Origin of the sequence: Bifidobacterium [indicum] DSM 20214 = LMG 11587 (genome assembly GCF_000706765.1) — a bacterium.
GTDB classification, from domain to species: Bacteria; Actinomycetota; Actinomycetes; order Actinomycetales; family Bifidobacteriaceae; genus Bombiscardovia; species Bombiscardovia coryneformis.
The window spans coordinates 1,341,646-1,365,370 of sequence record NZ_CP006018.1; the positions used below are offsets into that span (position 1 = coordinate 1,341,646).

Below are 23,725 nucleotides of genomic sequence, written 5' to 3' on the forward strand. Positions count from 1 at the left end.
GTCCAGTGCGAATCGGAAAACGCTTGATGGTCCTGGCGGCCACATACATCATCATCCTGGTGGCCTTTGTCCAGCTGGGTTCGGCCATGAACACGAACTGGCAGGTGGAACGGTACCAGGACCATATCAAGGTCGACACCAGGAAGACGGCCATCGCCTCCACAAAAGGGCCGACCACCCCTGAAGGCACATATAAGGTACGGGAGAGCCAAATCCAAATCGAGCTGGCTCCTGGACATGCCATCGATGCCATCGTGCGCCAACCCGTGGGGGCCCCCGGCCCCAGACCGGCCTGCCTCTTCATCCACGGGGCGGGAACCGGCAAGGCTTCCGAGGTATACGGAGATCTTGCCTCAGCCATGGCCTCGGCAGGCATCACCACCCTGGTACCCGACAAGCGCATGGACACGTACTCCACCCTGCACAGGAACTACGAGGCCATGTCGCGAGATTACGACAAGTCCTTCGAGAAGCTGAGGTCCTGGCCCGGAGTCAACCCGGCCATGGTCGGCATATACGCCGAATCCGAGGGCACATGGATTTCAAGCATCATGACCGCCCTCCGACATGACGTGGCCTACACCATCCTGACCTCCGCCCCCGTCTATCCGGGGCGCCAGCAGATGCCCATGGCCGCAACCTCATATCTCGATCTGATCAAGGCCCCGTCGGGCATCAAGAAGGTCATACCGAAACTCCTGGGGATGGACTTCTCATCCCTGGGTCTCGAATATGCCGACTTTGCATCCCTCCCCTATCTTGACCACATCACCCAGCCGACCCTGGTCAACTACGGTACCGAGGATGTCTCCATGCCGGTGGAACAGGGGGCCAGGGAAATCATGCGCCGCGCCCGGGATGCCGGCAACCGAAACGTGACCGTCCGGTATTACCCCACCAACCATCAAATCAGAACCGGATCGCGCCTGGCCAAGGATGGGCTCCCGCTGGAGTCCCATTACACGCACGACCTGGAGGATTGGATCAACGGGGTTGCCGAGGGCACCGGAGCCGACCAGTGGGCAACACCCATGATTGCCGGAAGCAGCCCCAATCAGCTCTTTGCCGCACCCCAGAAGACCAGCCCTGGGCTCCTGCGCTCGCTGAACACACTCCTGATACTGATGGTGGGCGGACCCGTCCTTCTCCTGCTTGCGCTCCTGTCTTCCTGCGGGACGGCCCTGGCAGCCTGGGTCAGGAAGCGGAAATTGCAGCGCAACCCGGAGGGGACTCGGGCCGGAACGACCGGATACGGTAGTGGGATCGCCGCCAGACTATGCGGCCTGGGCCTGGGATCACTGGTGGTTATGGGGCTCTTGGTCTGGTATGCACTGCGGGTGGTGCGCCACGCCCTGACCCTCGAACCCCTGTCGTCGGCGGCCGTGGCCGGATGGACCGGGCTCAGGTGCCTGGCCCTGGTCCTGCCCCTGGTCCTGGCCTCGTTGATTACACGGGCCGTGACCAGAATCTCTTCGCATCATCAGGAGGAGGGGACGGAAGTGCCGCCCCGTGGAATCCACCTGGCCGCAGGCTGGGGACACTGGCTCACCCTGGTCCTGACCGTGATCGGATCCATCATGATTCTCGCCACCCTGGCCTTCTGGGGGCTGTTCAGCTTCTGACCGTGGGCCCGGTATCTGACCGATTGACCGCCGAAGCGTCCTTCTCGCTCACCTGTGACGATTGGTCCTCATGGAATTCGGCTGTTCCTCGCAGGTCCTTGGAATCTCGATGCCTCCTGTACACTCCAGACATCCAGTACATGATGGCAATGACCACCAGAAGGCAGCCGATGACCGCAAAGAAGACAGGGAAGATGACCGACCAGTTGAGGACCTCTGTCATCTTCTGCCCGTAGTGGAGGTAAATCAGGCCCAGGATAAGGAAAACAAGGGCGAAGAGCGAAATGACGCACCCCAGAACGATGGTCGGGGTGCTTGCCCCGGTTGGTCGTATCGGTTCAGGGTCGGGCTGTCTGGGGGCCCGGTACATGGGAGCGGAGTTGGGCTGGAAGGGAGCCTTCTGAGGGCCCGACCCCGGTGCCGTTGCCCCGGTCATGTTTGTTTCATCCATACGTAGCGTATCGGTATCCGACCCACCCTTATCGGCGGCATCAACGGGTGCACCGCTTCCAAGATGCGCCTCGGCACCCCTTGCGGTTTCACCCATCTCAGCCGTATTCAGCTCGGATGGGTCTGTGCCCGTCGATTCCATCTCAGTGGTTTCCGGCCCGGTTGGCTTCACTTCCTCCGCACCCATTTCGTTCTTACCCCTCTCGGAATCGGTCCGCTCACTCATCGTCCTCATCCCCCTGATCCGTGTACCAATCTTCATCGTCGTCGTGGTACCTGTTCCGGTGGTTGTCGTTGTTAACCGTCTTCCTCTCAGGCAGGGTGGCGGTACCCCTTGTAGTGACCTCGAGGTGGCCTCCGATGTCCGGCCGAAGCATGATATTCAACTCCGGATTGTCCGGCATGTGCTTTTCGTCGCCCTGATCGAAATTACTCCAATACCAAGGCACCAGACCGTTCTCTTTCCGGTCCTGTATCTGCTGCTTCCACCAGTCCCTGTTCATCAGTAGGCGCGGCTCGACATCGGGTCCGTAGTTGAGGAGATCGTCGCCCGGATGCGCAAAGGAATACGTGCAACCTTGGGGCAGGATGACCTCAATATCGGCGAATAAGGCAGCAAGACGGATTTCACCGGTCGGACAGCCTGAGGTTGAAATGTCCGAGTCGGTCATCTCGACCTGATGGGTGCCATTGTTCTTTTCAAAGTCGGTCAGGTCAATGACCGCCTTGCCCCGGTGGTCGACATCACCCTTCAGGAGAATTCCGGACCTGTACCTCTCCATCTCCTCTCTGGTCGACCCCATTTTCCTACCACTCTCACCCACGCGGATCGTGTGGTAGGTATCCAGGTTGGAGCGAATGGCGTATTCCGCATTACCGACCCCTATGCTGATGCAACTCAAAACCAAAACCACCAAGGCCGAAATAATCGCAATCGGGGTCAGCCCTCCGGAACGCCGCCCGATGCATCCAAGGACCAGGATGGTGATTCCCAACACCAGGGTCACAGCAGCAGCCCAGACCAGCGCCATCCGTATGGTATCGGGGAGGCCGCGGTATGGATTGACGGCAGCTATCCAGACGACTCCGCCAGAGACCAGTATCAGCCCCAGCATCAGGCTGACCAACCCCGGGCCTGCGGGTTTCCGACGCAGCCTGCGCACACGGGGCCGAGGCTCCGGCGACAGACCTGTATAGGCCGGAGCCGGAGCACTCGCAGAGGGGTAAGAAGCCGCACGAACGCCTGGGGAAGCGGGTCCGCCACCGGTACCGGACTGATGCTGGTCCGGACCAACTCCGGTGGAATGGGGTTGCCACGCGGCCTGAGGCTGCTGTCCGCCCTGCCAACCGGGAACGCCGGAACCCAAGGCGTAGGGGCCGGGGTTCTGAATCCCCTGACCACGAGGGTCGGGGCCACTACCACTTGAGGCACCCGCACCCGGGTTGAAACCGCCGGAACCATTGCCACCATAACCGTAAGGACCTGCTCCGTATGGCCCCTGTGCACCATATGGCCCGGGAGCATATGGGCCAGGACCTGCCGGAGAGGGACCGAGCGGTCCTGAGCCATACCCAGGAGCGGCGTTTGGACCTCCGTCGGGGCCAGCGTTGCCGGCAAAATACCGTAAGGCCTCCTGCCTGCTCCATCTGATGAGGCAATACAGCAGGAGTCCCGCAATAAGGAAGGAAGCCACTCCGATTCCCAAGGCCCCTGCAGCCAAGAGCCAGCAGATGATGATGCCGACCATGGAACCCTGCCACTGCCCGTCACGTATGTCCTCGGCGATGATGGCTCCGTAACTGTCAGGGAACACGAACCAGGCGAACCCATAGAAGGCTGCACCAGCCCCGAACAGGAATATGCAGAGAATCATCACGGCCCTGACCAGGGCCACGTTCCAGCCCATACGCCGGGCGATGGCACCACAGACCCCACCAATCCACCTGTCATCCGGACGCACCAGGTAGGATTCCCGGCTCATCCGGAACAGCTTATCGCTCAGCCTTTCATCGGGCTGCCCGTTACGATTGTTTTGATATCCGCTCATACTTGTATTACAGCAGAAAGAAGTCTGCCCGGGCATAGGGAAACACCCTGATTCGACCCTGAAAAACCCTGAAACCTCCCCCCTGATTACTCCCGACGGTAAATAATGGAAGCATGAACTCGACACAGAGGAACTTCCAAGGTCGGTTTGGTTCGCAACAGAATCCTGAAGACCGGCAGGGGGTGCCGCCCCAGCAGGTATACCAATGGCAGGAACGCCCTTATCCGGAACAGTTCCCGGCCCCCATCCATCCTGCAAGGCTTCCTCTGATGCGCCCCCAAGACGGACGTATGGTCTGCGGTGTCTGCAAAGGAATCAGTCTTCATCTCGGCATCAAGGTGGGATGGGTGCGCATCGTCGCCCTCCTCCTGGCTCTGACTATTGTGGGCGCCATCCCGTATGTCTTTCTCTGGCTGACACTTCCCTCCGGAGACCCGGTTGCCGCAGCAATGGCCCCTCCCCAAAGTCAGTCCCCGCTCTCTCGGGGCAACACAACCTCCACTCCGGGGCAACACCCCGAAGAAAGGCAGCACACTGTCCTGGGCCGGCTCTTCGGCAACACCTCCAAGCCGAAACTGATAGCAGGCCTGGGCATCATCCTTCTGCTTCTGGCCCTTTTCATGCTCATCGGCAACGTGAGACCCGCGGTCGTCATACCGGCTCTCCTCTTCCTGACCGGCATCGGCCTCTCCTGGATCCAAACCGGGGACTCCGGTCTCCGCATCCCCCTCCTACTGACCAGCCTGGGCCTCATACTCGCTTCGGTCATCACCTTCCTCCTTTCCACCCTCCCGCTCAACCGGGCGCTGACCATGATGTCGATGGCAGCCATACTCCTGTTGGGAATCACGGCCGTCGCCGTACCCTGGATCGGCTCCCTGATCCACCAACTCAGCAGGGAGAGCGCTTTGAAGGAACGCGAGGAGGAACGCGCCGACATGACCGCCCACCTGCATGACGGGGTATTGCAGACCCTGGCACTCATCCAGCTCCATGCCGACAATCCCCAGACCGTCTTCACCCTGGCCAGGTCCCAGGAACGCGACCTGCGCAACTGGCTCTACCAGGACCGGACCCCCTCGGAGCGGTCGGTAGGGACCGGCATCCGCGACATAGCCGCCGAGATCGAGGATTCGTTTGGAAGGCCAATCGAGGTGGTCACCGTCGGCGATGCCATGCCCTGCGCCCAGACGGACGCCCTTCTCGATGCCTCACGCCAGGCCCTGGTCAATGCGGTGACCCACGGGGGCGAACCCATATCGGTATACTGCGAGGCCGGGCACAGCAAGGTCGAGTTGTTCGTGCGAGACCACGGTTCCGGCTTCGACATGGACAAGGTGCCACCGGACCGTCTGGGCATCAGGCAGTCCATCGTGGGGCGTATCAAGCGACAGGGCGGTACGGTCGAGATAGTTTCACGACCTGGCTGGGGCACAGAGGTGAGGATGCACATGCCTCTTTCGACAGCCAGCCAGCAGGCGGGCAAACAGTAAGAGACCAATGGAGGCCGAGACCTCCGACAGACGACGGAATGATAGGATTCTGCTTGTGGAAAACCATGATTTGACCGCAAAGAACGGCGGTCGGAGGACAGTCGGGGACGGTCCGGATCCGGGCATTGATGCCTCCGCCGGCAGGCCGGATGACACTCAGTCAATACGTGTCGCCGTTGTTGACGACCATGAGATGTTCCGCACCGGCGTCATCGCCACGCTCCAACCCCACTTCATCATTGTCGGGCAGGCCCCGGATGTGGAATCATCCATTCTCATGGTGCGGGAGACCCAGCCGGATGTTGTCCTCCTCGACGTTCACGTACCGGGCGGGCAGGGTGGCGGAGGCGCTGAAATCCTGACCAGGTCCCACCCCCTTTCGCCGAACTCCGTCTTCCTGGCCCTGTCCGTTTCCGACTCGCCCAAGGACGTCGGTTCGGTCATCAGGGCCGGTGCTCAGGGGTATGTGACCAAGACCATCTCCTCCAACGATCTGATTTCAGCCATCCGCCAGGTTCACGAAGGGTATGCGGTCTTCTCACCCAAACTGGCGGGATTCGTCCTCTCGGCCTTCCAGGACGACGAGACCACAGAGACCGGCCTACCCGCCCAGGACGATGAACTGGACAGACTCTCCTCCCGGGAGCAGGAGGTCATGCGCCTGATTGCTCGCGGATACACCTACCGGGAGGTGGCCTCCGAACTCTTCATCTCGGTCAAGACGGTGGAGACCCACGTTTCCAGCGTGCTGCGCAAACTCCAGCTCTCCAACCGGAGCGAGCTCACGCGTTGGGCGGCTGACCGCCGCATCGTCTGATGCAGGACAGGCATTCGGGCGCCTACCGATAAGACGCATCTGCCTGCTGTATGCGTACGTTGAGATCCCTGGATCAAAGTCAGGAAGTCATGACAGTTTCAGTATTTCCTCACGAAGATGGTCTGCGCCTTTGAAGAGGATGCTCCTTATTCCGCAGGACTCGGCGGCTTCCACCTGATCTGGTGAGTCACCGATGAAAACCGCCTGGGTGGGAGATATACCAAACCGGCGCAGGGCAAGCTGGAAGAACAGAGAATCAGGCATTTGCACATGCTCTTCAGCGGATATAAGGGCGCCATCCAGGAGGCCGAGCGTCTCCAGTTTCCGTTCAGCCAACCTGGCATGGGACCGTGTGGTATTGGACAGTCCCCACAAGGTGAAGCCCTGATCGTGAAGGCCATCAAGCAGCTCGTCCATGCCGGGTTGCATTCCCGTGATCGTCAGGGCGAATCGCTCCAGGTAGAGGCGGAATACCCAGGCCACGGCAGGCCCATGGGTGCTCTCGTAATCGGTCAGGGCACGCTCCTCGTCCCAGCCCAGATTCATCAGGGTCCGGTAACGCCAGATTCCCCACTCGTCGCAAGGATCAAGGACCATGTCGATGACACCCTGAGGATACTGCCCTGCCAGCGCTTTGCGGGGGTTCCAATCGACCAGCACCCCTCGTGCGGAAAACAGCAGATGACGGATGCGTCCGTCCTCTTCATCCGTTTGAAAACCGCCGATTCCCTCTCCCTGCGTACCCATGGTCCATATGGTAACCAGGCTGAACTACAAGTCGCTCCTCCAATGCCCCACCCCGACCTGGGCAGGCGAGGAAACAACCGGCGGGTATACTGCCAGATGTACACAAGTGAACAGGCGGACCGCGCAATGGAGCGGAAACCGGGTCTGCATAACCGGGACACGGAGCCCCGCCCATATGCCTAAGGACAGAAATGAAACAGCTTTTCCTGACTTCATCGTTCGCCGAAGTAGCCGACAAGGTTGAAGACGCTGCCGGAGATTCCCTGAAAGGACGGACCGTCGCCTTCATTGCTACGGCCAACCTGCCAGAGGAATCCGATTGGTACGTACGGGATGCCCGTAAGGCCTTTGCCGACCTAGGATGCCGGATTGACGAGCTGGAAATATCGACCGCCGACCAGGACACCATCAGGAAGAGCCTGGAAGAGGATGAGCTGATTTACCTGTCAGGAGGCAATACCTTCTTTCTCCTGCAGGAACTGCAGAAGACCGGTGCCGGCGAGCAGATCAAGGACCAGGTCAACCGCGGCAAACTCTACATCGGCGAGTCAGCAGGCTCCGTCGTCACCGGACCGGACATCGCTTACCTGGAGGCCATGGACCCGAGATCGGCAGCCCCGGACCTGACCTCCACCGAGGGACTCAACCTGGTGGATTTCCATCCATTACCCCATTACACCGAGGAACCCTTCGCCGAAACCAACTACCAGATCATCGAGCAGTACCGGGATTCCCTCCCCATCGTCGCCATCACCAACAGCCAGGTCATCAGGGTATGCGACAGGTGCCTGTCCATCCTTTGAATCGCTTGGTCACCATCTGAAACCCATGCGTAAGCTGTCCTGACGCGGGGATGGGATGAGCGGCGAAGAGTCAGTCGTTGGTGACTTCATCCCCAGGTTTGAACTCCTCCTCCTTACGGCTTACACGCTTCTTCCCGATACGGTAGTAGGCATTGAAGAGGCCGCCGACCGTCATCAGCACAACCATGACGATGAGGAGCCAAACTGCCTCGCCGCAGCCAAAGGCCTCCAGGACCTCGTAGGAGGAGGCAATCATCTTCAACCATCCGGCCAGTGCGACGAAGTACCAGGCAGTGGCCTTATCGATGAAACTGAGCGCCCGATGCCGTTCACTCTTGCTCTTGGTGGCCTCGCGCAGAATCCTGTACCCCCGGGTACGTTCCTTTTGTATCTTGACCACGGGAACCAACCACCACCAGGGTGATATCATCTTCCATTTCCCGCTTATCTCATCGAAACCCACCAGGAGCTCCTGGTAGTCGTTCAGCTCCATCAGCCCCTGATACAGGGGGAAGGTGAAAAGGAGCCAGTCACCCAACAGGGAGACGATAGTGACGAAGTAGGTCATGATTCTGCACCTTTCATATGAACATCGCCGACGCTGCCACGATAGTACCGATACAGGGCCAAGACGCACCGTCCTCGCGCATTTCACGCCCGTCGCCCCATATACAAAGAGGCCCTGGAATCTCTTCCAGGGCCAGCCGTGCGGACAGGGCGGGATTCGAACCCGCGGAACTTTCGTTCAACGGTTTTCAAGACCGTCTCTTTCGACCGCTCAGACACCTGTCCATGAGCCTGAACCATCAGGCACAACTATCATGATACGACATCCGCTCCATCGACATTCCGCCGAGGGTCGCGGGCCGCACCGCAAATCTGGCTCAGACCTCCCACTTGGTGGGTTCAAGGACCTCCTTGCCACCCATATAGGAGCGCATGGCCTCCGGTACCACTATGGATCCGTCGGCGTTCTGGTGGTTCTCCAGGATGGCAACCAGCCAGCGAGTCGTGGCAAGCGTGCCGTTCAGGGTGCTGACCGAGCGGGTCGACCCGTCTTCCAGGCGTTCACGCTCGTTCAGACGGCGGGCCTGGTACTCGGTGCAGTTGGAGGTGGAGGTCAGCTCGCGATAACGGTTCTGAGTAGGCACCCAGGCCTCGCAGTCGAACTTCCTTGCGGCAGAGGATCCCAAATCGCCCGCCGCCGTATCGATGATGCGATAGGGCACGTCGACCTTCTCCAGCATCTCCTGCTCCATGGCCAGCAGCTGCTGGTGCTGTTCGCGGGAATCCTCCTGCTTGCAGTAGACGAACATCTCCACCTTGTTGAACTGATGGACACGGATGATGCCCATGGTGTCCTTGCCGGCGGCGCCTGCCTCACGGCGGTAGCAGCTGGACCATCCGCAGTAACGCAGGGGCCCATCGGACAAATCGAGAATCTCGCCCTCATGCATACCGGCAAGGGCCACCTCAGAAGTGCCCACCAGGTATTGGTCATCGGGCTCACGCAGACGATATATCTCATCTGCATGCGAATTGAGGAAGCCGGTGCCTGCCATGACCTCGGGGCGGACCAGTGTCGGGGTGATGGTCGGGATGAAGCCATGCTCCTGCGCCTGATCCACGGCCATGGTCAGCATGGCGATCTCCATACGGGCCACATCTCCCCGGAGGAAGTAGAAGCGGGATCCTGAGATCTTGACGCCCCGGCGCATGTCGATTCCGGCCACACCCACACCCAGGTCCAGATGGTTCTTGGGGTCGAAGCCTTCGGACTTGAAGTTCCGCGGCGTGCCGACCTGCTTGACGACCACGTAATCATCCTCGCCGCCTTCGGGTGCCTCGGGCTCCACGAGATTGCTGAATCGCCACAGGAGATTCGTGTATTTGGCCGTAGCCTCATCAGCAGCGGTCTTGTTGCGTCCGACCTGCTCGGCCAGCTTCTTGGTCCCGGCAATCAGCTCCGCCTTGGAATCACCTGATGCCGAGGCCACCTGTCTGCCCAAGGACTTCTGCTCGGCCCTGGAGGTTTCGTAGGCCTGGAGCGCCGATCTGCGCTGGTCGTCGGCCTTGAGAACCTCGTCGACGAGTTCCACGGACTCGCCGCGCTTTCGCTGGGATTCCTTAACCACATCGGGATGCTCGCGAATGAACTGGATATCTAGCATAGTTGGATTCTACTTCCGCCAATCGACACGGATGGCTTCGCCGGGGCGCGGTAATCAACGAATCGGACCACCCCGCCTACGGCACCTATTCGCCGAAAACGGTCTTTCTGAACTCCCTGCCGGCAGGGGTATCGGCCAGACCACCCGCCCCGGTCTCGCGCAGGGATGCAGGCATGGCCTCTCCGATGGATTTCATGGCCGCAACCACCTGGTCGGCAGGAATCTTGCTTGTCCCTCCGGAGAGGGCAATGTCGGCGCAAATCAGGGCGTTGGCCGTACCTATGGCGTTCCTCTTGATACAAGGAACCTCAACGAGTCCGGCCACCGGATCGCAGACCAGGCCGAGGAGGTTGCTCAACGCCATGGCGAATGCCTCGGCACAGGTTGCCGGATCCCCACCTGCGGCTTCGACCGCGGCAGCCGCGGCCATGGCGGACGCACTCCCGACCTCGGCCTGGCAGCCACCAGTGGCCCCGGCAATCATCGCCTTGTTGGCAGTAACCAGACCGAAGGCCCCAGCAGTGAACAGACATCTGACCTGCCCCTCCCTGGAAAGGTCAATCCGCTCCCTGAGGGCATTGATGACCCCTGGCAGAGTGCCGGAGGAACCTGCCGTCGGCGTTGCGCAGATAACCCCCATGGCGGCGTTGACCTCATTGGTGGCCATGGCCGCAACCACCGCCCCGACCATGGTGTCACCGCTCAAGGTGGTCCGACTTCGCCTATACCTGTCCAGGAGCGCGGCCTCTCCCCCGCTCAGCCCGGTCTTGGAGAAAACGCCCCGGCCCTCCGACCCTTTCTTGGCGGCGGCCAGCATGACATCCAGATCCTGCGACATCCTCGACCAGACCTGGTCCCGGGTCCGCCCCGATCTGGCGCACTCCTGCTGGATCATCAGCTCGGAGATGGGTGTCCCTGTCTTCTCTGCAGCGCCGACCAACTCAGCAATCGAACCGAACATGACACATTCCTTATTTCTCGATTTGAATTCAGTGAAGGTAGATCAGCCGCGACGCGAGGACATCGATCTCGTCCTGTTGATCCGCGGAGAGGGGATGCTCCAACTCAAAACCAATCATCCGCCGACCCTCGCCATCAATTTTGGGATATATGGTCTTCTGCATGACATGGCCGCCCCGGCCCAGCATTGCCTCAACGGTTGAAAGCGCCTTGTCGGAGTCACTCCGGGAATGGTTCTCCTCGATGAAGAGCATGGGCAGGAGACCAGAAGGCCTCATGTCATAACCATCCATTCGGATTCGACGGACCTCGATGGTCCCTCCGCCGATGGAACAGGCCCAGAAGGAGACGACCTTCCCGTCCTTTTCCATATCCAGGACGGCCGTATTGGGATGGTGGATGGGGCTGTCGCCATCCTCCTCGATGAACTCGATATCCACACCCATACCGCAGGCGATGGCCAAGGCGTTGGGAACCTTGGGATCATCCGGGGCCAGGCCAAGAAGACCGCTGGCGATGGCGTAATCGGTACCGTGCCCCTTGTGGGTCCGGGCAAAGGACTCATAGTGATGAATCACGGCCCTGTCGGGTATGCCACCTGCAAGGATATGACCGATTCTCCCGATGGAGACGGCCCCCGCCGTATGGGAACTGGAGGGCCCGATCATCACAGGGCCGATGATGTCGAACACACTGCGGTACTTACCCATTGCTGAGCCCCATCATCACCCTTCAACCATCGTTTTCTCACCTGCATCGGCAGTCACGCCCGACTTCAAGCGGCACATCACGTCCTTGCATTGTTTACACCCCGAATCATGAATGCGCAAGGTGACAGGCAACGTAGAGGATTCGTTCATGTCTGGCCGGCTCCCGATGCCTCGCCGCCAGGGACGGCACAATGGAATCATGCCAACTCCAGCAGTCGTCTTCCTGTGCACTCTGGCAGGACTTGCCATTGTCTTTGCGGCGGTGGCCCTTCTCATGCGCGCTTACAAACAGCGGGAGTTCGCTCGCAGACTGGAGGCCAGGGACGACGACCAGGTCAGTTACGCCTTCATCATCAACCCCTCCAAACCCCAGGCCGCCGAGACCCGTAAACACATCCAGGCCTACTGCAAGGCCAAACACATCCGTGAGGTTCGCTTCATTGAGACCCGGCTGGACAGGGATGGAAAGGCATGCGCCCTGATGGCACTTGAACAGGGGGCCCAGGTGGTCGTCGCCGTCGGTGGCGACGGGACGGTTCGGACAGTGGCAAGCGCCCTGGCTGGAACCGGGCAGGCCATGGGCATCATTCCCATCGGAACCGGCAACCTCTTCGCTAGGAACATGGGCATTCCCGTCGGCAATCTGGACGCCGCCCTGACCGTGGCGACCTCACACGGATCCAACCTGGTGGACGTGGGCCGCATGTTCCTCCTGGACGGACAGGACAAGGACCGCGGACATGCCTTCCTGATCATCGCCGGCATCGGGTTCGACGCACTGATGATCGACGACACGGACCCCAATCTCAAGAAGACCGTGAGCTGGCTGGCCTACTTCATCAGTGGAGCTAAGCACCTGTTCGCCCCCAAATACACCGGCGACATATCCATCACCCGCCCCGACCAAGTGACCCAGACCAACACATCAGTGACCTTCCGCACCTTCATGGCCGGCAACTGCGGCGAGATTCCGGGATTCTCCCTGATGCCCAACGCGTCCTGGGACGACGGAAACCTGGACTTCGAAATCATCGACACCTCGGCGGGACTCATAGGCTGGGCCAACCTGTTCGGCGATGTCATGCACCAGACCATCACCCGCAAGGCCAGCAAGTCACCTCTTTCCACCAACTCGACCATCGTCCAGCTCCAGGGGCCCCGGGCGGAAATCAAACTGGATGACCCTGCCCTGGCACAGGTTGACGGGGACATCCTGGGAGAGACCCGCCACATCGCCCTTGAGGTGGAGCGTCAGGCCCTGAACGTCCGGGTGCCCCAGACCGACTGACACCTTCCTCCCTGCCTCCACTCCCCTCGGATAGTTCTCCCATGCCGGTGGCATGATAGAAGGCATGGCAGCACAGAATGCGGGCATGCCCGCCACACCTGATGATCTGATCAACCTGGACGACCTGATCGGCAAGTACTACGACCTTGTTCCCGATCCCGGCAACGATGCCCAGAAGGTCTCCTTCGGCACCTCAGGTCATCGCGGGTCGGCCCTGACCACCTCGTTCAACGAGGCTCATATCGTCGCCATCAGCCAGGCAATTGCCGAACGACGCAAGGCCGAGGGGGTCACCGGCCCCCTCTACCTCGGGCGGGATACCCACGGCCTATCCCTTCCTGCATGGAAGACCGCAATCGAGGTACTGACAGCCAACGGGGTCCGGGTCCGGATAGACGCCAACGACGACTACACCCCCACCCCCACCGTCTCCCAAGCCATATTGACCCACAACCGTGCCACTGACGGAACCCAGCGCTTCACTGGCTCTGACCTGGCGGACGGAATCGTGGTGACCCCCTCACACAACCCGCCCACCGACGGCGGATTCAAGTATGACCCGCCCACAGGGGGGCCGGCCCCCGCCGAGACGACCAATGCCATCGCCGCACGAGCCAATGAGCTTCTGGGCGACTACCGGCAGGTAAGGCGGATTCCCTTCGAGCAGGCCATCGAGTCCGATCTGGTGGAGCGGTTCGACTTCCGCGAGCACTACGTGGCCGACCTGGGCAATGTCATCGACTTCGACCTGATTCGCTCCTCGGGCGTACGTCTGGGCATCGACCCGCTCGGCGGTGCATCGGTCAACTACTGGCCCCTGATAAACGAACGGTATGGGCTGAACATCGGTGTCGTGAATCCTGAGGTGGACCCAACCTGGCGGTTCATGACCGTCGACCACGACGGAAAGATACGGATGGATCCCAGCTCCCCCTTTGCCATGAAGGGCCTGGTGAACAGGCTCGAAGCCGGGGCCTGGGATGCTTACGACCTGGTAGGCGGCACAGACCCCGATGCGGACCGTCACGGCATCGTCTGCCCGGGCAGTGGAGTCATGAATCCCAACCATTACATCGCCGTCTGCGCCGAGTACCTCTTCTCGGGCAACCGGCCCGGATGGCCCGAGGGCGCCGGTATCGGCAAGACCCTGGTCTCCTCATCCCTGATCGACCGCGTGGCCGCCTCCATTGGGGCAAGACTGGTCGAGGTGCCCGTGGGCTTCAAGTGGTTCGTTGACCCCCTCTTCAAGGGTGAGGTCGCCTTCGGCGGCGAGGAGAGCTCCGGCATGAGTTTCCTGCGTCGGGACGGCCGGGTCTGGACGACGGACAAGGACGGACTGATTCCCGACCTCCTGGCCGCGGAAATCACGGCGCGGACAGGGAAGAACCCGGCCCAACTCCACCAGGAGCAGGTCGAACGCTTCGGTCAGAGTTGGTATACGCGTGTCGACACCCCCACCACCCTGGAACAGAAGCAGAAGTTCGCCCGTCTGAACGGCGACGACGTCACCGCTTCGACCCTGGCCGGTGAACCCATCACCGCCAAGCTGACCGAGGCACCGGGCAACCAGGCAAGGATAGGCGGCATCAAGGTGACCACCAAGGACAATTGGTTCGCCGCCCGCCCCTCCGGCACCGAGAACATCTATAAGGTCTACGCCGAGTCCTTCGTCTCCCCCGAGGCCTTGGACCAGGTCCTGGACGAGGCCGGCCAGGTGGTTGACAAGGCCCTGGGCTGAGCCATATACGAAATCTCATACCCCCACAACCAAACTGGCTGGTTGCGGGGGTTTTCTGACATGCTGTCTAATCTGGAAACCATGACAAACGATAAGACCGTGGTCGTCTCAACAGACGGCAGCGCCCTGAGCAATCCCAACGGACCCATGGGATGGGCCTGGGCCGACCACCAGGGTGGGGATGCAGACGCAGGAGGGGCCAGCAACGGCACCAACCAGATCGGCGAGCTCTGCGCCGTGCTCCAGGCCCTGCGTGCCCACCCCGGAAGCGACTCCCTGGTAATTCAGACCGACTCGCAGTACGCCATCAACTGCTCCTCCAAGTGGGTGCACGGATGGAAGAAGAAGGGGTGGAAGAACGCCGCAGGCAAGCCGGTCAAGAACCGCCAGCTGATTGAGGCCATCGACAAGGAAATCAGGCAACGCCAGGGGTCCGTGACCTTCGTATGGGTCAAGGGCCATGCCGGTGATGCCTTCAACGAAAAGGTCGACTCCCTGGCCCGGGGGTACGCCGAATCAGCCAAGAACGGTGGACGCACCGGATGCCTGCCCATCGAGGGGTGGCAGTCGCTCCTATGCTCCGACTACACCCAGGGGCTGCAGGTACCGGATGAGGTACAGCAGGAGCTGGATGGGGGACCTGCCGTTCTGGATGCCCGGGGACGCAAGCGCAGCGCCACCAGCTCCGACGACCGGCCGCTTCCCGCCGAGGAGGAAGAGATGGAAGCAACGACCGCAGAAGCAGAAGATTCGTCAATCACAAACACCCAGTCGCAAGCCGAACAGCCGCCTGAAAACGATTCTGACATCAATGAACAAGCGGAGCCGGAAGGGCAGGATGATTTAAAACAATCGGCAGATGCAGCACCTGAGGAGCGGAATGACGATGCGTCGGCACAGGCAATGAACGCACAGGTCCCTGATTCCCCGGAGAGCACAGAACCAGACATGGCCTGTCCGCCCGAAGAGGACAGGGCCCCATCATCAGCAGAGCCGACGGACACTCCCCCGACCTCCCGGGGACTGCTGACCGAGGGCGAGGTCGTCATAACCCCGCCTCCCTCGCAGAGCCCCAGTTTCGCTAGACACAGGCTCCACATCACCGGCTCGATTGAAATCGACGGGTACATAGACCAGGAGGGCAGGGTGGTCATCGACCAGGCCCCCTTCCGCCTGCACGGCATCGAAATCGATGACTGACCGCCCGGCAGCAAGATGACGAACGGGTTCGCGTACTATGGAACCAAGCTTTGTATAGGCCACACCTCGTAATGGGGCTGGATAAGGAGAACAATGGACAAGACCGAACAGGACAGGCTGAAGATGGCCGCCGGCATCGAAGCGGCCAAGCTGGTCGAGAACGACATGATCGTCGGCCTGGGCACCGGATCGACGGTGCGATTCTTCGTCGATGAACTGGGTCGCCGCGTACAGGAGGAGGGGCTGACGTTCACAGGGGTCACCACCTCCCTCCGCACCAAGGAACAGGCCGAGGGGTACGGCATCAACATCGTTGACGTGGATGATGTGGACCATATCGACATCACCATCGACGGCGCCGACGAGGTTGACAAGAACTTCGACGGCATCAAGGGTGGCGGCGCCGCACTGCTCTGGGAGAAGATCGTCGCCACCAATTCCAGCAAGATCGTTTGGATCGTCGATGAGTCAAAGGTCGTTGACACCATCGGCCGATTCCCCCTGCCCGTGGAAGTCATCCCCTTCGGCGAGCGCCACGTCCTGGACCGCTTCAAGGAGCGGGGCTACGAACCCGTCCTCCGTCTCGACGACCAGGGCCAGCCGGTACTGACCGATGAGCACAATCACGTCATCGACCTCCACATGGAGAAGATCGAGCATCCCGAGGATCTGGCCCAGGACCTGATCACCACCGTAGGCGTGGTGGAGCATGGACTCTTCCTGAACATGGTCGACACCGTCATTGTCGGCGACCCCAACGGCCCACGAGTCATGACGAACTCCAACAAGTAGGCAGCAGAAGAAACAAGAAACCCCCGAATCAAACCGATTCGGGGGTTTCTCCGACCCTGGGGGCCGTAAGTCATAAAGCTACTTGCGCTGGTGACGAGTCTTACGCAGCATTTTGCGGTGCTTCTTCTTGCTCATCCGCTTGCGGCGCTTCTTGATGACAGAACCCATCCGAGCCTCCGATCCTTATATACCTGGAAGTGTCCAACTTGCCCAATAGTACACCGCTTGGGCGACTACTAGAGAGGGAATGCCTTGTAAAAGGCTTCCAGGGCCGCCTTGGGCCCCTGAGCCTGGAAGACAACGGTGTCATTCTGCCATAGCGCCTGGGCGGTTTTGGCATCCCCGGCGACTTCCCTCTCCACATAGACACCGGTGGCGCCGCCTTCGGCCTTGACCCTGCCGGAAGCAAGCTCCTTGCCGGTCATCCCGGCCGCAAAGGCGTCGTAGGCCTGTTTGGCATCAGCGGCCTTGGTCCACTGCGCCAGGTGGAGGGTCACCTCCTCGCCGTCCTGACCGGTGGAATAGACCAGGGTATATTCCTCGACCGGCACCCTGGTCCCCCAGTCCGTGGCGGCTTCGGCCTTGGTACGGGCAAAATCGGAGACCGCATCGGGCATGGCCTTGAGCAGCTCACTTGAGTTCTCCGGAAGCGGCACGGCGGCGATCCTGGGACTGGGCTTGGCTGACTGCCCCTGGCTCTGCCCGGCCGTTGCAGTCGCTCCCGCGTTTGGCCCCTGACCCTTAACGGCCCAATGAGGCCAGACGAATGCGGAGAGAAGGACCAGAACAACCACGGCAGCCAGGGCGATGACCAGCCTGATACGGCGACGACGAACAGCAGTTGATGGAGTAGTTGGCATACCCCTATTCTCTCATAGGCGCGACGCGACCGATGCGAAGAGTCGTTGCAAGCGATTCGCCTTTCGATGAACCATCCACCTCCGAGTGAATATGACTACCCCTTGTCGCTCAATTTGGATAGCGTGCTGGTATGGCCAAGACTGGATTGCAATACGTCTGCACCGACTGCGGATGGACCGGCGCAAAGTGGTTCGGGCGCTGCCCTCAATGCGGGCAGTGGGGAACCGTCGAAGAGTTCCGCGAACCCCGATCCAGGAGTGCGGAGGGGCCGGGTTCCGCCGCAGGCGGAGGTCACACACGCCCGGCCAAGCCCGGCTCGGAAGAGGCGAAACCCATCACCCGGGTAGGTTCCGAAGACCCCACCAGGGTACCCACCGGATTCACCGAGTTCGACAGGGTCCTGGGCGGTGGGATCGTGCCCGGGTCGGTCATATTGGTGGCCGGGGAGCCCGGAATCGGCAAGTCCACACTTCTCCTGGAAACGGCTGGCCGGGTGGCCGGCAGGAACAATGACGGCACCAAGGTCCTCTATGTATCCGGAGAGGAATCCCAGGCCCAGGTGCGCATGAGGGCCATCCGTGTCGGGGCCGTCAAGGATTCACTCCTCCTGGCCTCCACAACAGATCTGGCCACGGTGCTGGGGCTTATCGAACAGGAGAAGCCCGACCTGGTCATCGTCGATTCGGCCCAGACCATCGTTTCCGACAAGGTCGATGGAATCTCGGGAGGGTCGACCCAGGTACGGGAGGTGGCCATATCCCTGATCGACATGGCCAAGACCTATGACATTCCCGTCCTCCTGGTGGGTCACGTAACCAAGGATGGGTCCATTGCGGGTCCACGCACCCTGGAGCATCTGGTCGATGTGGTCTGCCAGTTCGAGGGCGACTCCCAGACCGCCCTGCGCATGCTGAGAGCGACCAAGAACCGGTTCGGTCCTACCGACGAGGTCGGTTGCTTCGACATGGGCGAGCAGGGCATCGAAGAGGTGACCGACCCCACCGGCCTCTTCCTTTCGGCCTCCCAGGACCAGGTGGATGGGACCTGTGTCACCTTCACACTTGACGGACACAGGAGCCTGCCCATCGAGATCCAGGCACTGGTCACAGCCTCCGTCCTGCCGACACCCAGGCGGAACACCAACGGCATCGACACCAACCGTCTGTCCATGCTGGCTGCGGTCCTCTACCGGCACGGGCATGTGAACCTGCTTACCAAGGACTTGTACGTGTCCACGATTGCCGGCGGGCTGGCCAAGGAGCCGGGTTGCGACCTGGCCATCGTCTCGGCCCTGGCCAGCGCCGCCAGCGCCAAGCCCATCGAAAAGACCACCTGCGCCATCGGAGAGATTTCCCTGACCGGCCAGGTACGGCCGGTGCCCCAACTGAACCATCGGCTGAACGAGGCCGCCCGGTTGGGATTCACCCGTGCCCTGATACCTGTCGCCAGGGGGAAAAGAACCACCAAGCCCATTCCCGGGTTGGAGGTTGTTGAGGTATCCACCCTGACCGATGCCCTGGATGCCCTGGGGGTCCGCTGACCACAGCCATACGGGCCGGTGCCCGAAAGGCTATAAGATGGCAGGAAACCCTAGTCTCAGGAGAGAGCATGCCCATCAATCACGCGCATGGGGAAGTCCCTGACTTCCCCACCTGGGCGGCAGCCATGTCGCAAACCAGCAACCGGTCACTGGCCGGAGCCAGGCTGGTGCTGCCCGACGACACCATGACCGATTGCCAGCGACAGCGACTGATCAGCCAGGCCCAGGAGTGGGGAATGGTCGTGCAGGATGTCGACAGTGTGGACGCCACCGCATCCGAGGATTCCGCCCGCCCCCATCCCGCTGACTTCGACCTGCCATTCGGCCCCACGGAGACCATGGTGGATATGCGTCGGTCCAGCGGGGGCGAGGCCATAGACTGGGCCCAATCCCGGATGCCCATCCTGACCGGGCTTATGGCAAGGCTCAAGTCCGAAGTGGACTTCGGCTCGGCACGGATCGCCACCTGTCTGATCCTGGAACCCAAGACCGCCGTGCTGCTCAGGGAGCTGAAGCGTGCAGGGGCCGAGGTGGGTGTCTACTGCGAACCCGGGGCCGTGGACCAGCGTGTCGCCGATCAGCTCAAGCAGGAGGGAATCACCGTATGCGCCGACTCCTCCTGGGACGACGACCAGGCCAGGCAGGGTGCCCTGGACCTGATGGACAGGATCAACCCCAACCTGATCATCGATGACGGCGCCTCCTTCGCCCGCCTGGCTCTCCGCGAGCGCCCGCACATGGCTGCGGACCTGATGGGCGTCGCCGAGGAGACCACATCCGGAGTGAGGGCCTTTGCCGCCATGGAAAGGGATGAAGCCCTGACCTTCCCGGTCATCGCCGTCAACGACAGCCTGATGAAGACGGACTTCGACAACGCCCACGGCACCGGTGAGACCTGCCTGACCACCATGCAATCACTCCTGGGGGCACACTGTTTCCAAGGGCAGCGGGTCCTTGTTGTCGGATACGGACCTGTCGGGCGCGGGTTCGCCCTGGGCGCCCGGGCTCTGGGCGCCCATGTCAGCGTCAGCGACACCGACCCCCGGGCCGCGCTCCGTGCGGTATTTGATGGCTTCCCCTCCCAGGACACCTCGGAGGCCCTGCCCGTGGCCGATATGGTCATCTCGGCCACGGGGGTCACCCACACCATCGACCTGGAAGACATGCAAGCCATGAAATCGGGAGCGGTCCTGGCCGTCATTGGGGGAATCGCCAATGAGGTGGCCCTGGACCGAATCCCGAACTGGCTCCCTTCCCAGGTCGATGAGGTCATGACCATCAGTGTCCCGGACGGGCCGGAGCTCACCCTGATCAGCCAGGGTGATGGGGTCAACTACACGGCAGGGGGCGGCAATCCGATTGAAATCATGGACCTGAGCTTCGCCGTCCAGGTATCCGCCCTGGCCCATCTGATCAGGCATGGCAGGGAGTTGGATCGGAGGGTCCACCGGCTCCCCGATCAGGTCGACAGGCGCATCGCTTCACTGGCATTGGAGGCCCGCGGCTACCAGGTACGCCATCAGGCATCCGAGACCGTCCAGGATTGGAGAACCACCCGTTTTGATGCCCGAAGGGAGAAATCGCAGGCATGAAGACAGCATCATCGGCACTGGGCAACCTGGGGCTGGGAGAAGACCGCTTGGCGGATGTGACCGTATACTCCGCCAAGCTCGTCATCCCCGTCACCGCACCGGTCATCGTCAATGGGGCCGTTGCGGTAAGCGGCGACAGGGTGGTCCATGTGGGCACACGGGCCTGGGTCCTCCAGGAGCTCAAGGAGGAGGCACCCGGGGGCAAGGTGACCGAACGGTACTGGGACGGGATTCTCATGCCGGGTCTGGTCAACGCCCACACCCACCTGCAGTACACGGGCATGGCCGAGGTGGGTCAGGGCGAGTACAAGGACTTCCACGCCTGGGAAGAGGCCTTCAACCTGATTTACGACGATGAGAGCCTGCCCCACGCCTGGCGCTACTGGGCCGTGGAGGGAGCCCGTCAGTGTGTCGAGTCCGGCACCACGGCCGCGGCCGATATCGTCACCGACCTGGACGCGGCCGCGGGCATGGTGTCCCAAGGTATGCACGGCATCACCTACTGGGAGGTCATGGGCTGGGGAAACGAGGACTGGGACGACAGGGGCCGGTACCGCCTCAACCTCGAGCTGCATCGACTGGAGGAGGAGCACGTCCGGCAGTTGGGCATCAGCCCCCATGCCCCCTACACCCTGGAGGCCGAGCCTTTTGTGGACCTGCCCGACATCGCCAGGCGTCTGAACATGCGGCTCCACATCCATCTGGCTGAAACACCCTTGGAGGCACGAACGGAGGCCCCTGAATCGGAACGGGCCATATCGTCCGCCATCCGAGGCGACGAGACCTGGACCAGCTATCGAGAATACAAGCGGGAGGGACAGGGACTCTCGGCCATCCAGTTCGTGGACCAGCTGGGCTCCCTGGGGCCGGACGTGCACATCGCCCATGGGGTCTGGGCGGATGAGGAGGACCGTCGAACCCTCCGTCAGCGCCAGGTCTCCGTGGCCCTCTGCCCCAGGTCCAACCGAATCACCAACACCGGCAAGGACGCACCGGTAAGCCGGTACCTCAAGGAGGGAAACGCCCTCTGCGTGGGTACCGATTCCCTCTCCAGCTCCCCCAGCCTGGACCTTATGGACGAGGCCGCTGCGCTGTACCGGCTGGCACGCCAACAAGGGTACGGAGGCAGGGACCTCCCCCGCAGACTGATCCACATGCTGACCCTGAACGGGGCCTCCGCCATGGGATTGCATCTGGCAGCCAACCGGATAGGGCAGATCAACGCCGGATCACTGGCCGATCTCGCCTTCATGGATATTCCCGTCAGGACGGAAAACGCGGACGCCATCGATCGGACCCTGGAAGAGCTGGTCGCCTCCGGCGGCGGCCACAACCGAGCCACCCTCATATCCGGCCGGGTGGCCTACAATGCCGGTATCTTCTGATTGAACCGAGAAGGACGGAGACCCTTATGAGCTTGGCACTACAGGACATGAGTCCCTACGCACGTTCCCTGGTGGACCGCCTGGGACTGGAGCCCCACCCCGAAGGCGGCTGGTATGTGAGTGATTGGCGGAGCACCCGTATGGACACCGCCAGCGAGAGGCCGCTCTCATCCCTGATTTACTTCCTCCTGGCCCAGGGCGATGCCAGCGCATGGCACAAGGTGGATGCCGACGAAATCTGGCTCTGGCACGGACCGGCACCCGTCCATCTGCAACTGGGAGGATACGGCGACTCCCCCGCCCGGGAGCCGGACCAGCTGACCGATATCACGCTGGGATCACAGCTGACCGAGGGCGGAGACACCGCAGCCGATGCAACCCCTTGCGGGCACTATCTGGTTCCTGAGGGATGCTGGCAGCGGACTCTCCCGGGCCAGGGCGATGCGTTGGTTTCCTGCGTGGTCAGCCCCGGCTTCACCTTCGACGGCTTCATCCTTGAGGATTCAACAGACTGACCGTCTTGAGGGCAACACGCGCGGCGGCATCGGCGGCCATATCCATATCGGCCTCATGGCTGTTCAGGTCATCATAGGCCTGGCCGCAAGGGTTGCTGATGCCCCGCACACAGAGGAAGGGCACCGCACACTTACCGCAGACCTGAGCCGCGGAGGCCTCCTCCATGGCCTCCCCGTCGGCCCGGAACCTGGTGACCAGCTCGTCCAACACCTCAGGAGCGGTGTTGAAGCGATCGCTGGTCGAGATGTTGCCGACCACAAAATGAGTCTCCTGGCCACTCCTTTCCCCTCCTGGTTCCACTATCGGTGCCGGGCGGGCATCGCGTCCCCTCCAACGCCCCGATGCGACCAGGTCCCCTACGGATTCAGCCCGCTGGTAGCCCAGTGCCTCGGCCGCTGAAGTGGCGGCTTGGAGAAGGTCCGAATCAGCCGGGAAGTACTCCAGGTAGGGAGGACACTCGGCGATGATTGCCGTGTTGGTTTCCGCATAATGCTGCTCGGCCCCGATAAGCAGGTCTCCAATGGCCAGGTTGGGGTTGATCGATCCTGCGATTCCGCTGAAAATCACCGCCTGCGGATTGAACCGGTCAATCAGGAACTGGGCGCAGGAGGCCGAATTGGCCACTCCCATACCACCGACGCAGACCGCCAGATTCATGCCGGCATAGGTTCCGGTCCATACATGGTTCCCAAGCAGGGCAAGCTCCTGCCGCCCCTCCAGTGCGGCCCTGATTGGGGCCGCTTCCCTGTCCAAGGCGCATTGAATGGTCACGGTGCTGATCTGTTTCCTGTCCATGGTTCGATGGTCGCCGACATGGCCGACAAACATTGGTCGCATAGATGAAATCTAGAGGCCCTTATAAGAAAAACTGAAGTGCTATCCTCCATATGGATGTCTGTACGGGCGCGCTCCGGTAGACCTTTGCCGCTAGTATGGTTCCCGTCCGGACGGTTGAGGAGATTATCGCCGAGACTGGTTGTTGACCGGATCCG

At 61.5% G+C, this 23,725-nt stretch carries 22 protein-coding genes and 1 tRNA gene; 12 read left to right on the top strand and 11 right to left on the bottom strand.

Translation table 11 applies throughout. The features are described from left to right. Positions 1 to 5 precede the first annotated feature (5 nt). Positions 6 to 1,622, top strand: a complete 1,617-nt coding sequence (locus BINDI_RS05330) for an alpha/beta hydrolase family protein (protein WP_158332602.1) — start codon at positions 6 to 8, stop codon at positions 1,620 to 1,622. Here the strand turns inward: BINDI_RS05330 and BINDI_RS05335 are convergent. Beyond that, complete coding sequence (locus tag BINDI_RS05335; RefSeq protein WP_033490584.1) at positions 1,612 to 2,298, bottom strand: Yip1 family protein; 687 nt, start codon at positions 2,296 to 2,298, stop codon at positions 1,612 to 1,614. The two genes, BINDI_RS05330 and BINDI_RS05335, sit on opposite strands and share 11 nt — an antisense overlap. Further along, complete coding sequence (locus BINDI_RS05340) at positions 2,291 to 4,120, bottom strand: PspC domain-containing protein (protein ID WP_158332603.1); 1,830 nt, start codon at positions 4,118 to 4,120, stop codon at positions 2,291 to 2,293. The genes BINDI_RS05335 and BINDI_RS05340 overlap by 8 nt, the downstream gene beginning before the upstream one ends. A gap of 269 nt (positions 4,121 to 4,389) precedes the next feature. Between BINDI_RS05340 and BINDI_RS05345 the strand changes: the two genes are divergently transcribed. After that, a complete protein-coding gene (locus tag BINDI_RS05345) occupies positions 4,390 to 5,613 on the top strand; it encodes an ATP-binding protein (RefSeq protein WP_051875812.1) in 1,224 nt (407 codons plus the stop codon). Positions 5,614 to 5,737: 124 nt separating this feature from the next. Continuing rightward, positions 5,738 to 6,430, top strand: coding sequence for a LuxR C-terminal-related transcriptional regulator (locus tag BINDI_RS05350; RefSeq protein ID WP_033490985.1), 693 nt, complete (start codon positions 5,738 to 5,740; stop codon positions 6,428 to 6,430). Between the two features lie 87 nt (positions 6,431 to 6,517). Here the strand turns inward: BINDI_RS05350 and BINDI_RS07180 are convergent, their stop codons facing one another. Next, positions 6,518 to 7,177 (bottom strand): HAD-IA family hydrolase, encoded by a 660-nt coding sequence (locus tag BINDI_RS07180; RefSeq protein ID WP_051875712.1) that lies wholly within the window; start codon positions 7,175 to 7,177, stop codon positions 6,518 to 6,520. Positions 7,178 to 7,368: 191 nt separating this feature from the next. On the opposite strand from BINDI_RS07180, the gene BINDI_RS05360 reads away from it, so the two are divergent. Further along, the gene (locus tag BINDI_RS05360; RefSeq protein WP_033490590.1) at positions 7,369 to 7,980 is read left to right on the top strand and encodes a Type 1 glutamine amidotransferase-like domain-containing protein; all 612 of its coding nucleotides are present in this window, start codon (positions 7,369 to 7,371) and stop codon (positions 7,978 to 7,980) included. Between the two features lie 70 nt (positions 7,981 to 8,050). Here the strand turns inward: BINDI_RS05360 and BINDI_RS05365 are convergent, their stop codons facing one another. The 5 genes from BINDI_RS05365 to BINDI_RS05385 form a co-directional block, all read right to left on the bottom strand. Then, positions 8,051 to 8,548 (bottom strand): hypothetical protein, encoded by a 498-nt coding sequence (locus tag BINDI_RS05365; protein ID WP_033490592.1) that lies wholly within the window; start codon positions 8,546 to 8,548, stop codon positions 8,051 to 8,053. Between the two features lie 141 nt (positions 8,549 to 8,689). Further along, positions 8,690 to 8,772 (bottom strand) — tRNA-Ser (locus BINDI_RS05370). 92 nt (positions 8,773 to 8,864) lie between these two features. Then, positions 8,865 to 10,151 (bottom strand): serine--tRNA ligase, encoded by a 1,287-nt coding sequence (serS, locus tag BINDI_RS05375; protein WP_033490594.1) that lies wholly within the window; start codon positions 10,149 to 10,151, stop codon positions 8,865 to 8,867. A gap of 85 nt (positions 10,152 to 10,236) precedes the next feature. Further along, complete coding sequence (gene sdaAA / locus BINDI_RS05380) at positions 10,237 to 11,112, bottom strand: L-serine ammonia-lyase, iron-sulfur-dependent, subunit alpha (RefSeq protein ID WP_033490596.1); 876 nt, start codon at positions 11,110 to 11,112, stop codon at positions 10,237 to 10,239. Positions 11,113 to 11,140: 28 nt separating this feature from the next. Then, positions 11,141 to 11,821 carry a serine dehydratase beta chain gene (locus tag BINDI_RS05385; protein WP_033490598.1) on the bottom strand — a complete coding sequence of 227 codons (681 nt, stop codon included), beginning with the start codon at positions 11,819 to 11,821 and terminating at the stop codon, positions 11,141 to 11,143. 199 nt (positions 11,822 to 12,020) lie between these two features. Between BINDI_RS05385 and BINDI_RS05390 the strand changes: the two genes are divergently transcribed. From BINDI_RS05390 to rpiA, 4 genes are all read left to right on the top strand, one after another. Continuing rightward, entirely contained in the window at positions 12,021 to 13,109 is a 1,089-nt protein-coding gene (locus BINDI_RS05390; RefSeq protein ID WP_033490600.1) for a diacylglycerol/lipid kinase family protein, read from the top strand. Positions 13,110 to 13,173: 64 nt separating this feature from the next. Beyond that, positions 13,174 to 14,847: a phosphoglucomutase (alpha-D-glucose-1,6-bisphosphate-dependent) gene (gene pgm / locus BINDI_RS05395; RefSeq protein WP_033490602.1), complete on the top strand. Its 1,674-nt coding sequence runs from the start codon at positions 13,174 to 13,176 to the stop codon at positions 14,845 to 14,847. A gap of 81 nt (positions 14,848 to 14,928) precedes the next feature. Beyond that, positions 14,929 to 16,047, top strand: a complete 1,119-nt coding sequence (locus tag BINDI_RS05400; protein WP_033490604.1) for a ribonuclease H family protein — start codon at positions 14,929 to 14,931, stop codon at positions 16,045 to 16,047. Between the two features lie 93 nt (positions 16,048 to 16,140). Beyond that, positions 16,141 to 16,839, top strand: a complete 699-nt coding sequence (rpiA, locus tag BINDI_RS05405; RefSeq protein ID WP_033490605.1) for a ribose-5-phosphate isomerase RpiA — start codon at positions 16,141 to 16,143, stop codon at positions 16,837 to 16,839. A 78-nt stretch (positions 16,840 to 16,917) separates the two neighbouring features. Here rpiA and BINDI_RS07330 read toward each other — a convergent pair whose 3' ends face one another. Together BINDI_RS07330 and BINDI_RS05410 are read right to left on the bottom strand one after the other, a co-directional pair. Continuing rightward, on the bottom strand, positions 16,918 to 17,007 hold the full coding sequence (locus BINDI_RS07330) for a 30S ribosomal protein bS22 (protein WP_003817716.1): 90 nt from the start codon (positions 17,005 to 17,007) through the stop codon (positions 16,918 to 16,920). 68 nt (positions 17,008 to 17,075) lie between these two features. Further along, positions 17,076 to 17,699: a hypothetical protein gene (locus tag BINDI_RS05410; RefSeq protein ID WP_033490606.1), complete on the bottom strand. Its 624-nt coding sequence runs from the start codon at positions 17,697 to 17,699 to the stop codon at positions 17,076 to 17,078. A gap of 131 nt (positions 17,700 to 17,830) precedes the next feature. Here BINDI_RS05410 and radA point away from each other — a divergent pair, with 131 nt between their 5' ends. The 4 genes from radA (at position 17,831) to BINDI_RS05430 (ending at position 22,732) form a co-directional block, all read left to right on the top strand. After that, positions 17,831 to 19,240, top strand: a complete 1,410-nt coding sequence (gene radA / locus BINDI_RS05415) for a DNA repair protein RadA (RefSeq protein WP_033490607.1) — start codon at positions 17,831 to 17,833, stop codon at positions 19,238 to 19,240. A 68-nt stretch (positions 19,241 to 19,308) separates the two neighbouring features. Next, positions 19,309 to 20,832 carry an adenosylhomocysteinase gene (locus tag BINDI_RS05420; RefSeq protein ID WP_033490608.1) on the top strand — a complete coding sequence of 508 codons (1,524 nt, stop codon included), beginning with the start codon at positions 19,309 to 19,311 and terminating at the stop codon, positions 20,830 to 20,832. Then, complete coding sequence (locus BINDI_RS05425) at positions 20,829 to 22,217, top strand: amidohydrolase family protein (protein ID WP_052108846.1); 1,389 nt, start codon at positions 20,829 to 20,831, stop codon at positions 22,215 to 22,217. The genes BINDI_RS05420 and BINDI_RS05425 overlap by 4 nt, the downstream gene beginning before the upstream one ends. A 26-nt stretch (positions 22,218 to 22,243) precedes the next feature. Next, the gene (locus BINDI_RS05430; RefSeq protein ID WP_033490609.1) at positions 22,244 to 22,732 is read left to right on the top strand and encodes a cupin domain-containing protein; all 489 of its coding nucleotides are present in this window, start codon (positions 22,244 to 22,246) and stop codon (positions 22,730 to 22,732) included. On the opposite strand, the gene BINDI_RS05435 is transcribed toward BINDI_RS05430, so the two are convergent. Next, complete coding sequence (locus BINDI_RS05435; protein WP_158332604.1) at positions 22,707 to 23,528, bottom strand: 5'-methylthioadenosine/S-adenosylhomocysteine nucleosidase; 822 nt, start codon at positions 23,526 to 23,528, stop codon at positions 22,707 to 22,709. The genes BINDI_RS05430 and BINDI_RS05435 overlap by 26 nt on opposite strands. Between the last annotated feature and the right edge of the window lie 197 nt (positions 23,529 to 23,725).

What these genes read in the sequence shown, in the direction of transcription:
- radA (WP_033490607.1), top strand. Translation starts at nt 17,831, where the DNA reads ATGGCCAAGACTGGATTGCAATACGTCTGCACCGACTGCGGATGGACC.
- BINDI_RS05340 (WP_158332603.1), bottom strand. Translation starts at nt 4,120, where the DNA reads ATGAGCGGATATCAAAACAATCGTAACGGGCAGCCCGATGAAAGGCTG.
- serS (WP_033490594.1), bottom strand. Translation starts at nt 10,151, where the DNA reads ATGCTAGATATCCAGTTCATTCGCGAGCATCCCGATGTGGTTAAGGAA.
- BINDI_RS05385 (WP_033490598.1), bottom strand. Translation starts at nt 11,821, where the DNA reads ATGGGTAAGTACCGCAGTGTGTTCGACATCATCGGCCCTGTGATGATC.
- BINDI_RS05360 (WP_033490590.1), top strand. Translation starts at nt 7,369, where the DNA reads ATGAAACAGCTTTTCCTGACTTCATCGTTCGCCGAAGTAGCCGACAAG.
- pgm (WP_033490602.1), top strand. Translation starts at nt 13,174, where the DNA reads ATGGCAGCACAGAATGCGGGCATGCCCGCCACACCTGATGATCTGATC.
- BINDI_RS05365 (WP_033490592.1), bottom strand. Translation starts at nt 8,548, where the DNA reads ATGACCTACTTCGTCACTATCGTCTCCCTGTTGGGTGACTGGCTCCTT.
- BINDI_RS05410 (WP_033490606.1), bottom strand. Translation starts at nt 17,699, where the DNA reads ATGCCAACTACTCCATCAACTGCTGTTCGTCGTCGCCGTATCAGGCTG.
- BINDI_RS05420 (WP_033490608.1), top strand. Translation starts at nt 19,309, where the DNA reads ATGCCCATCAATCACGCGCATGGGGAAGTCCCTGACTTCCCCACCTGG.
- BINDI_RS05400 (WP_033490604.1), top strand. Translation starts at nt 14,929, where the DNA reads ATGACAAACGATAAGACCGTGGTCGTCTCAACAGACGGCAGCGCCCTG.
- sdaAA (WP_033490596.1), bottom strand. Translation starts at nt 11,112, where the DNA reads ATGTTCGGTTCGATTGCTGAGTTGGTCGGCGCTGCAGAGAAGACAGGG.
- BINDI_RS07180 (WP_051875712.1), bottom strand. Translation starts at nt 7,177, where the DNA reads ATGGGTACGCAGGGAGAGGGAATCGGCGGTTTTCAAACGGATGAAGAG.
- BINDI_RS05390 (WP_033490600.1), top strand. Translation starts at nt 12,021, where the DNA reads ATGCCAACTCCAGCAGTCGTCTTCCTGTGCACTCTGGCAGGACTTGCC.
- BINDI_RS05430 (WP_033490609.1), top strand. Translation starts at nt 22,244, where the DNA reads ATGAGCTTGGCACTACAGGACATGAGTCCCTACGCACGTTCCCTGGTG.
- BINDI_RS05435 (WP_158332604.1), bottom strand. Translation starts at nt 23,528, where the DNA reads ATGGACAGGAAACAGATCAGCACCGTGACCATTCAATGCGCCTTGGAC.
- BINDI_RS05425 (WP_052108846.1), top strand. Translation starts at nt 20,829, where the DNA reads ATGAAGACAGCATCATCGGCACTGGGCAACCTGGGGCTGGGAGAAGAC.
- rpiA (WP_033490605.1), top strand. Translation starts at nt 16,141, where the DNA reads ATGGACAAGACCGAACAGGACAGGCTGAAGATGGCCGCCGGCATCGAA.
- BINDI_RS05335 (WP_033490584.1), bottom strand. Translation starts at nt 2,298, where the DNA reads ATGAGTGAGCGGACCGATTCCGAGAGGGGTAAGAACGAAATGGGTGCG.
- BINDI_RS07330 (WP_003817716.1), bottom strand. Translation starts at nt 17,007, where the DNA reads ATGGGTTCTGTCATCAAGAAGCGCCGCAAGCGGATGAGCAAGAAGAAG.
- BINDI_RS05345 (WP_051875812.1), top strand. Translation starts at nt 4,390, where the DNA reads ATGCGCCCCCAAGACGGACGTATGGTCTGCGGTGTCTGCAAAGGAATC.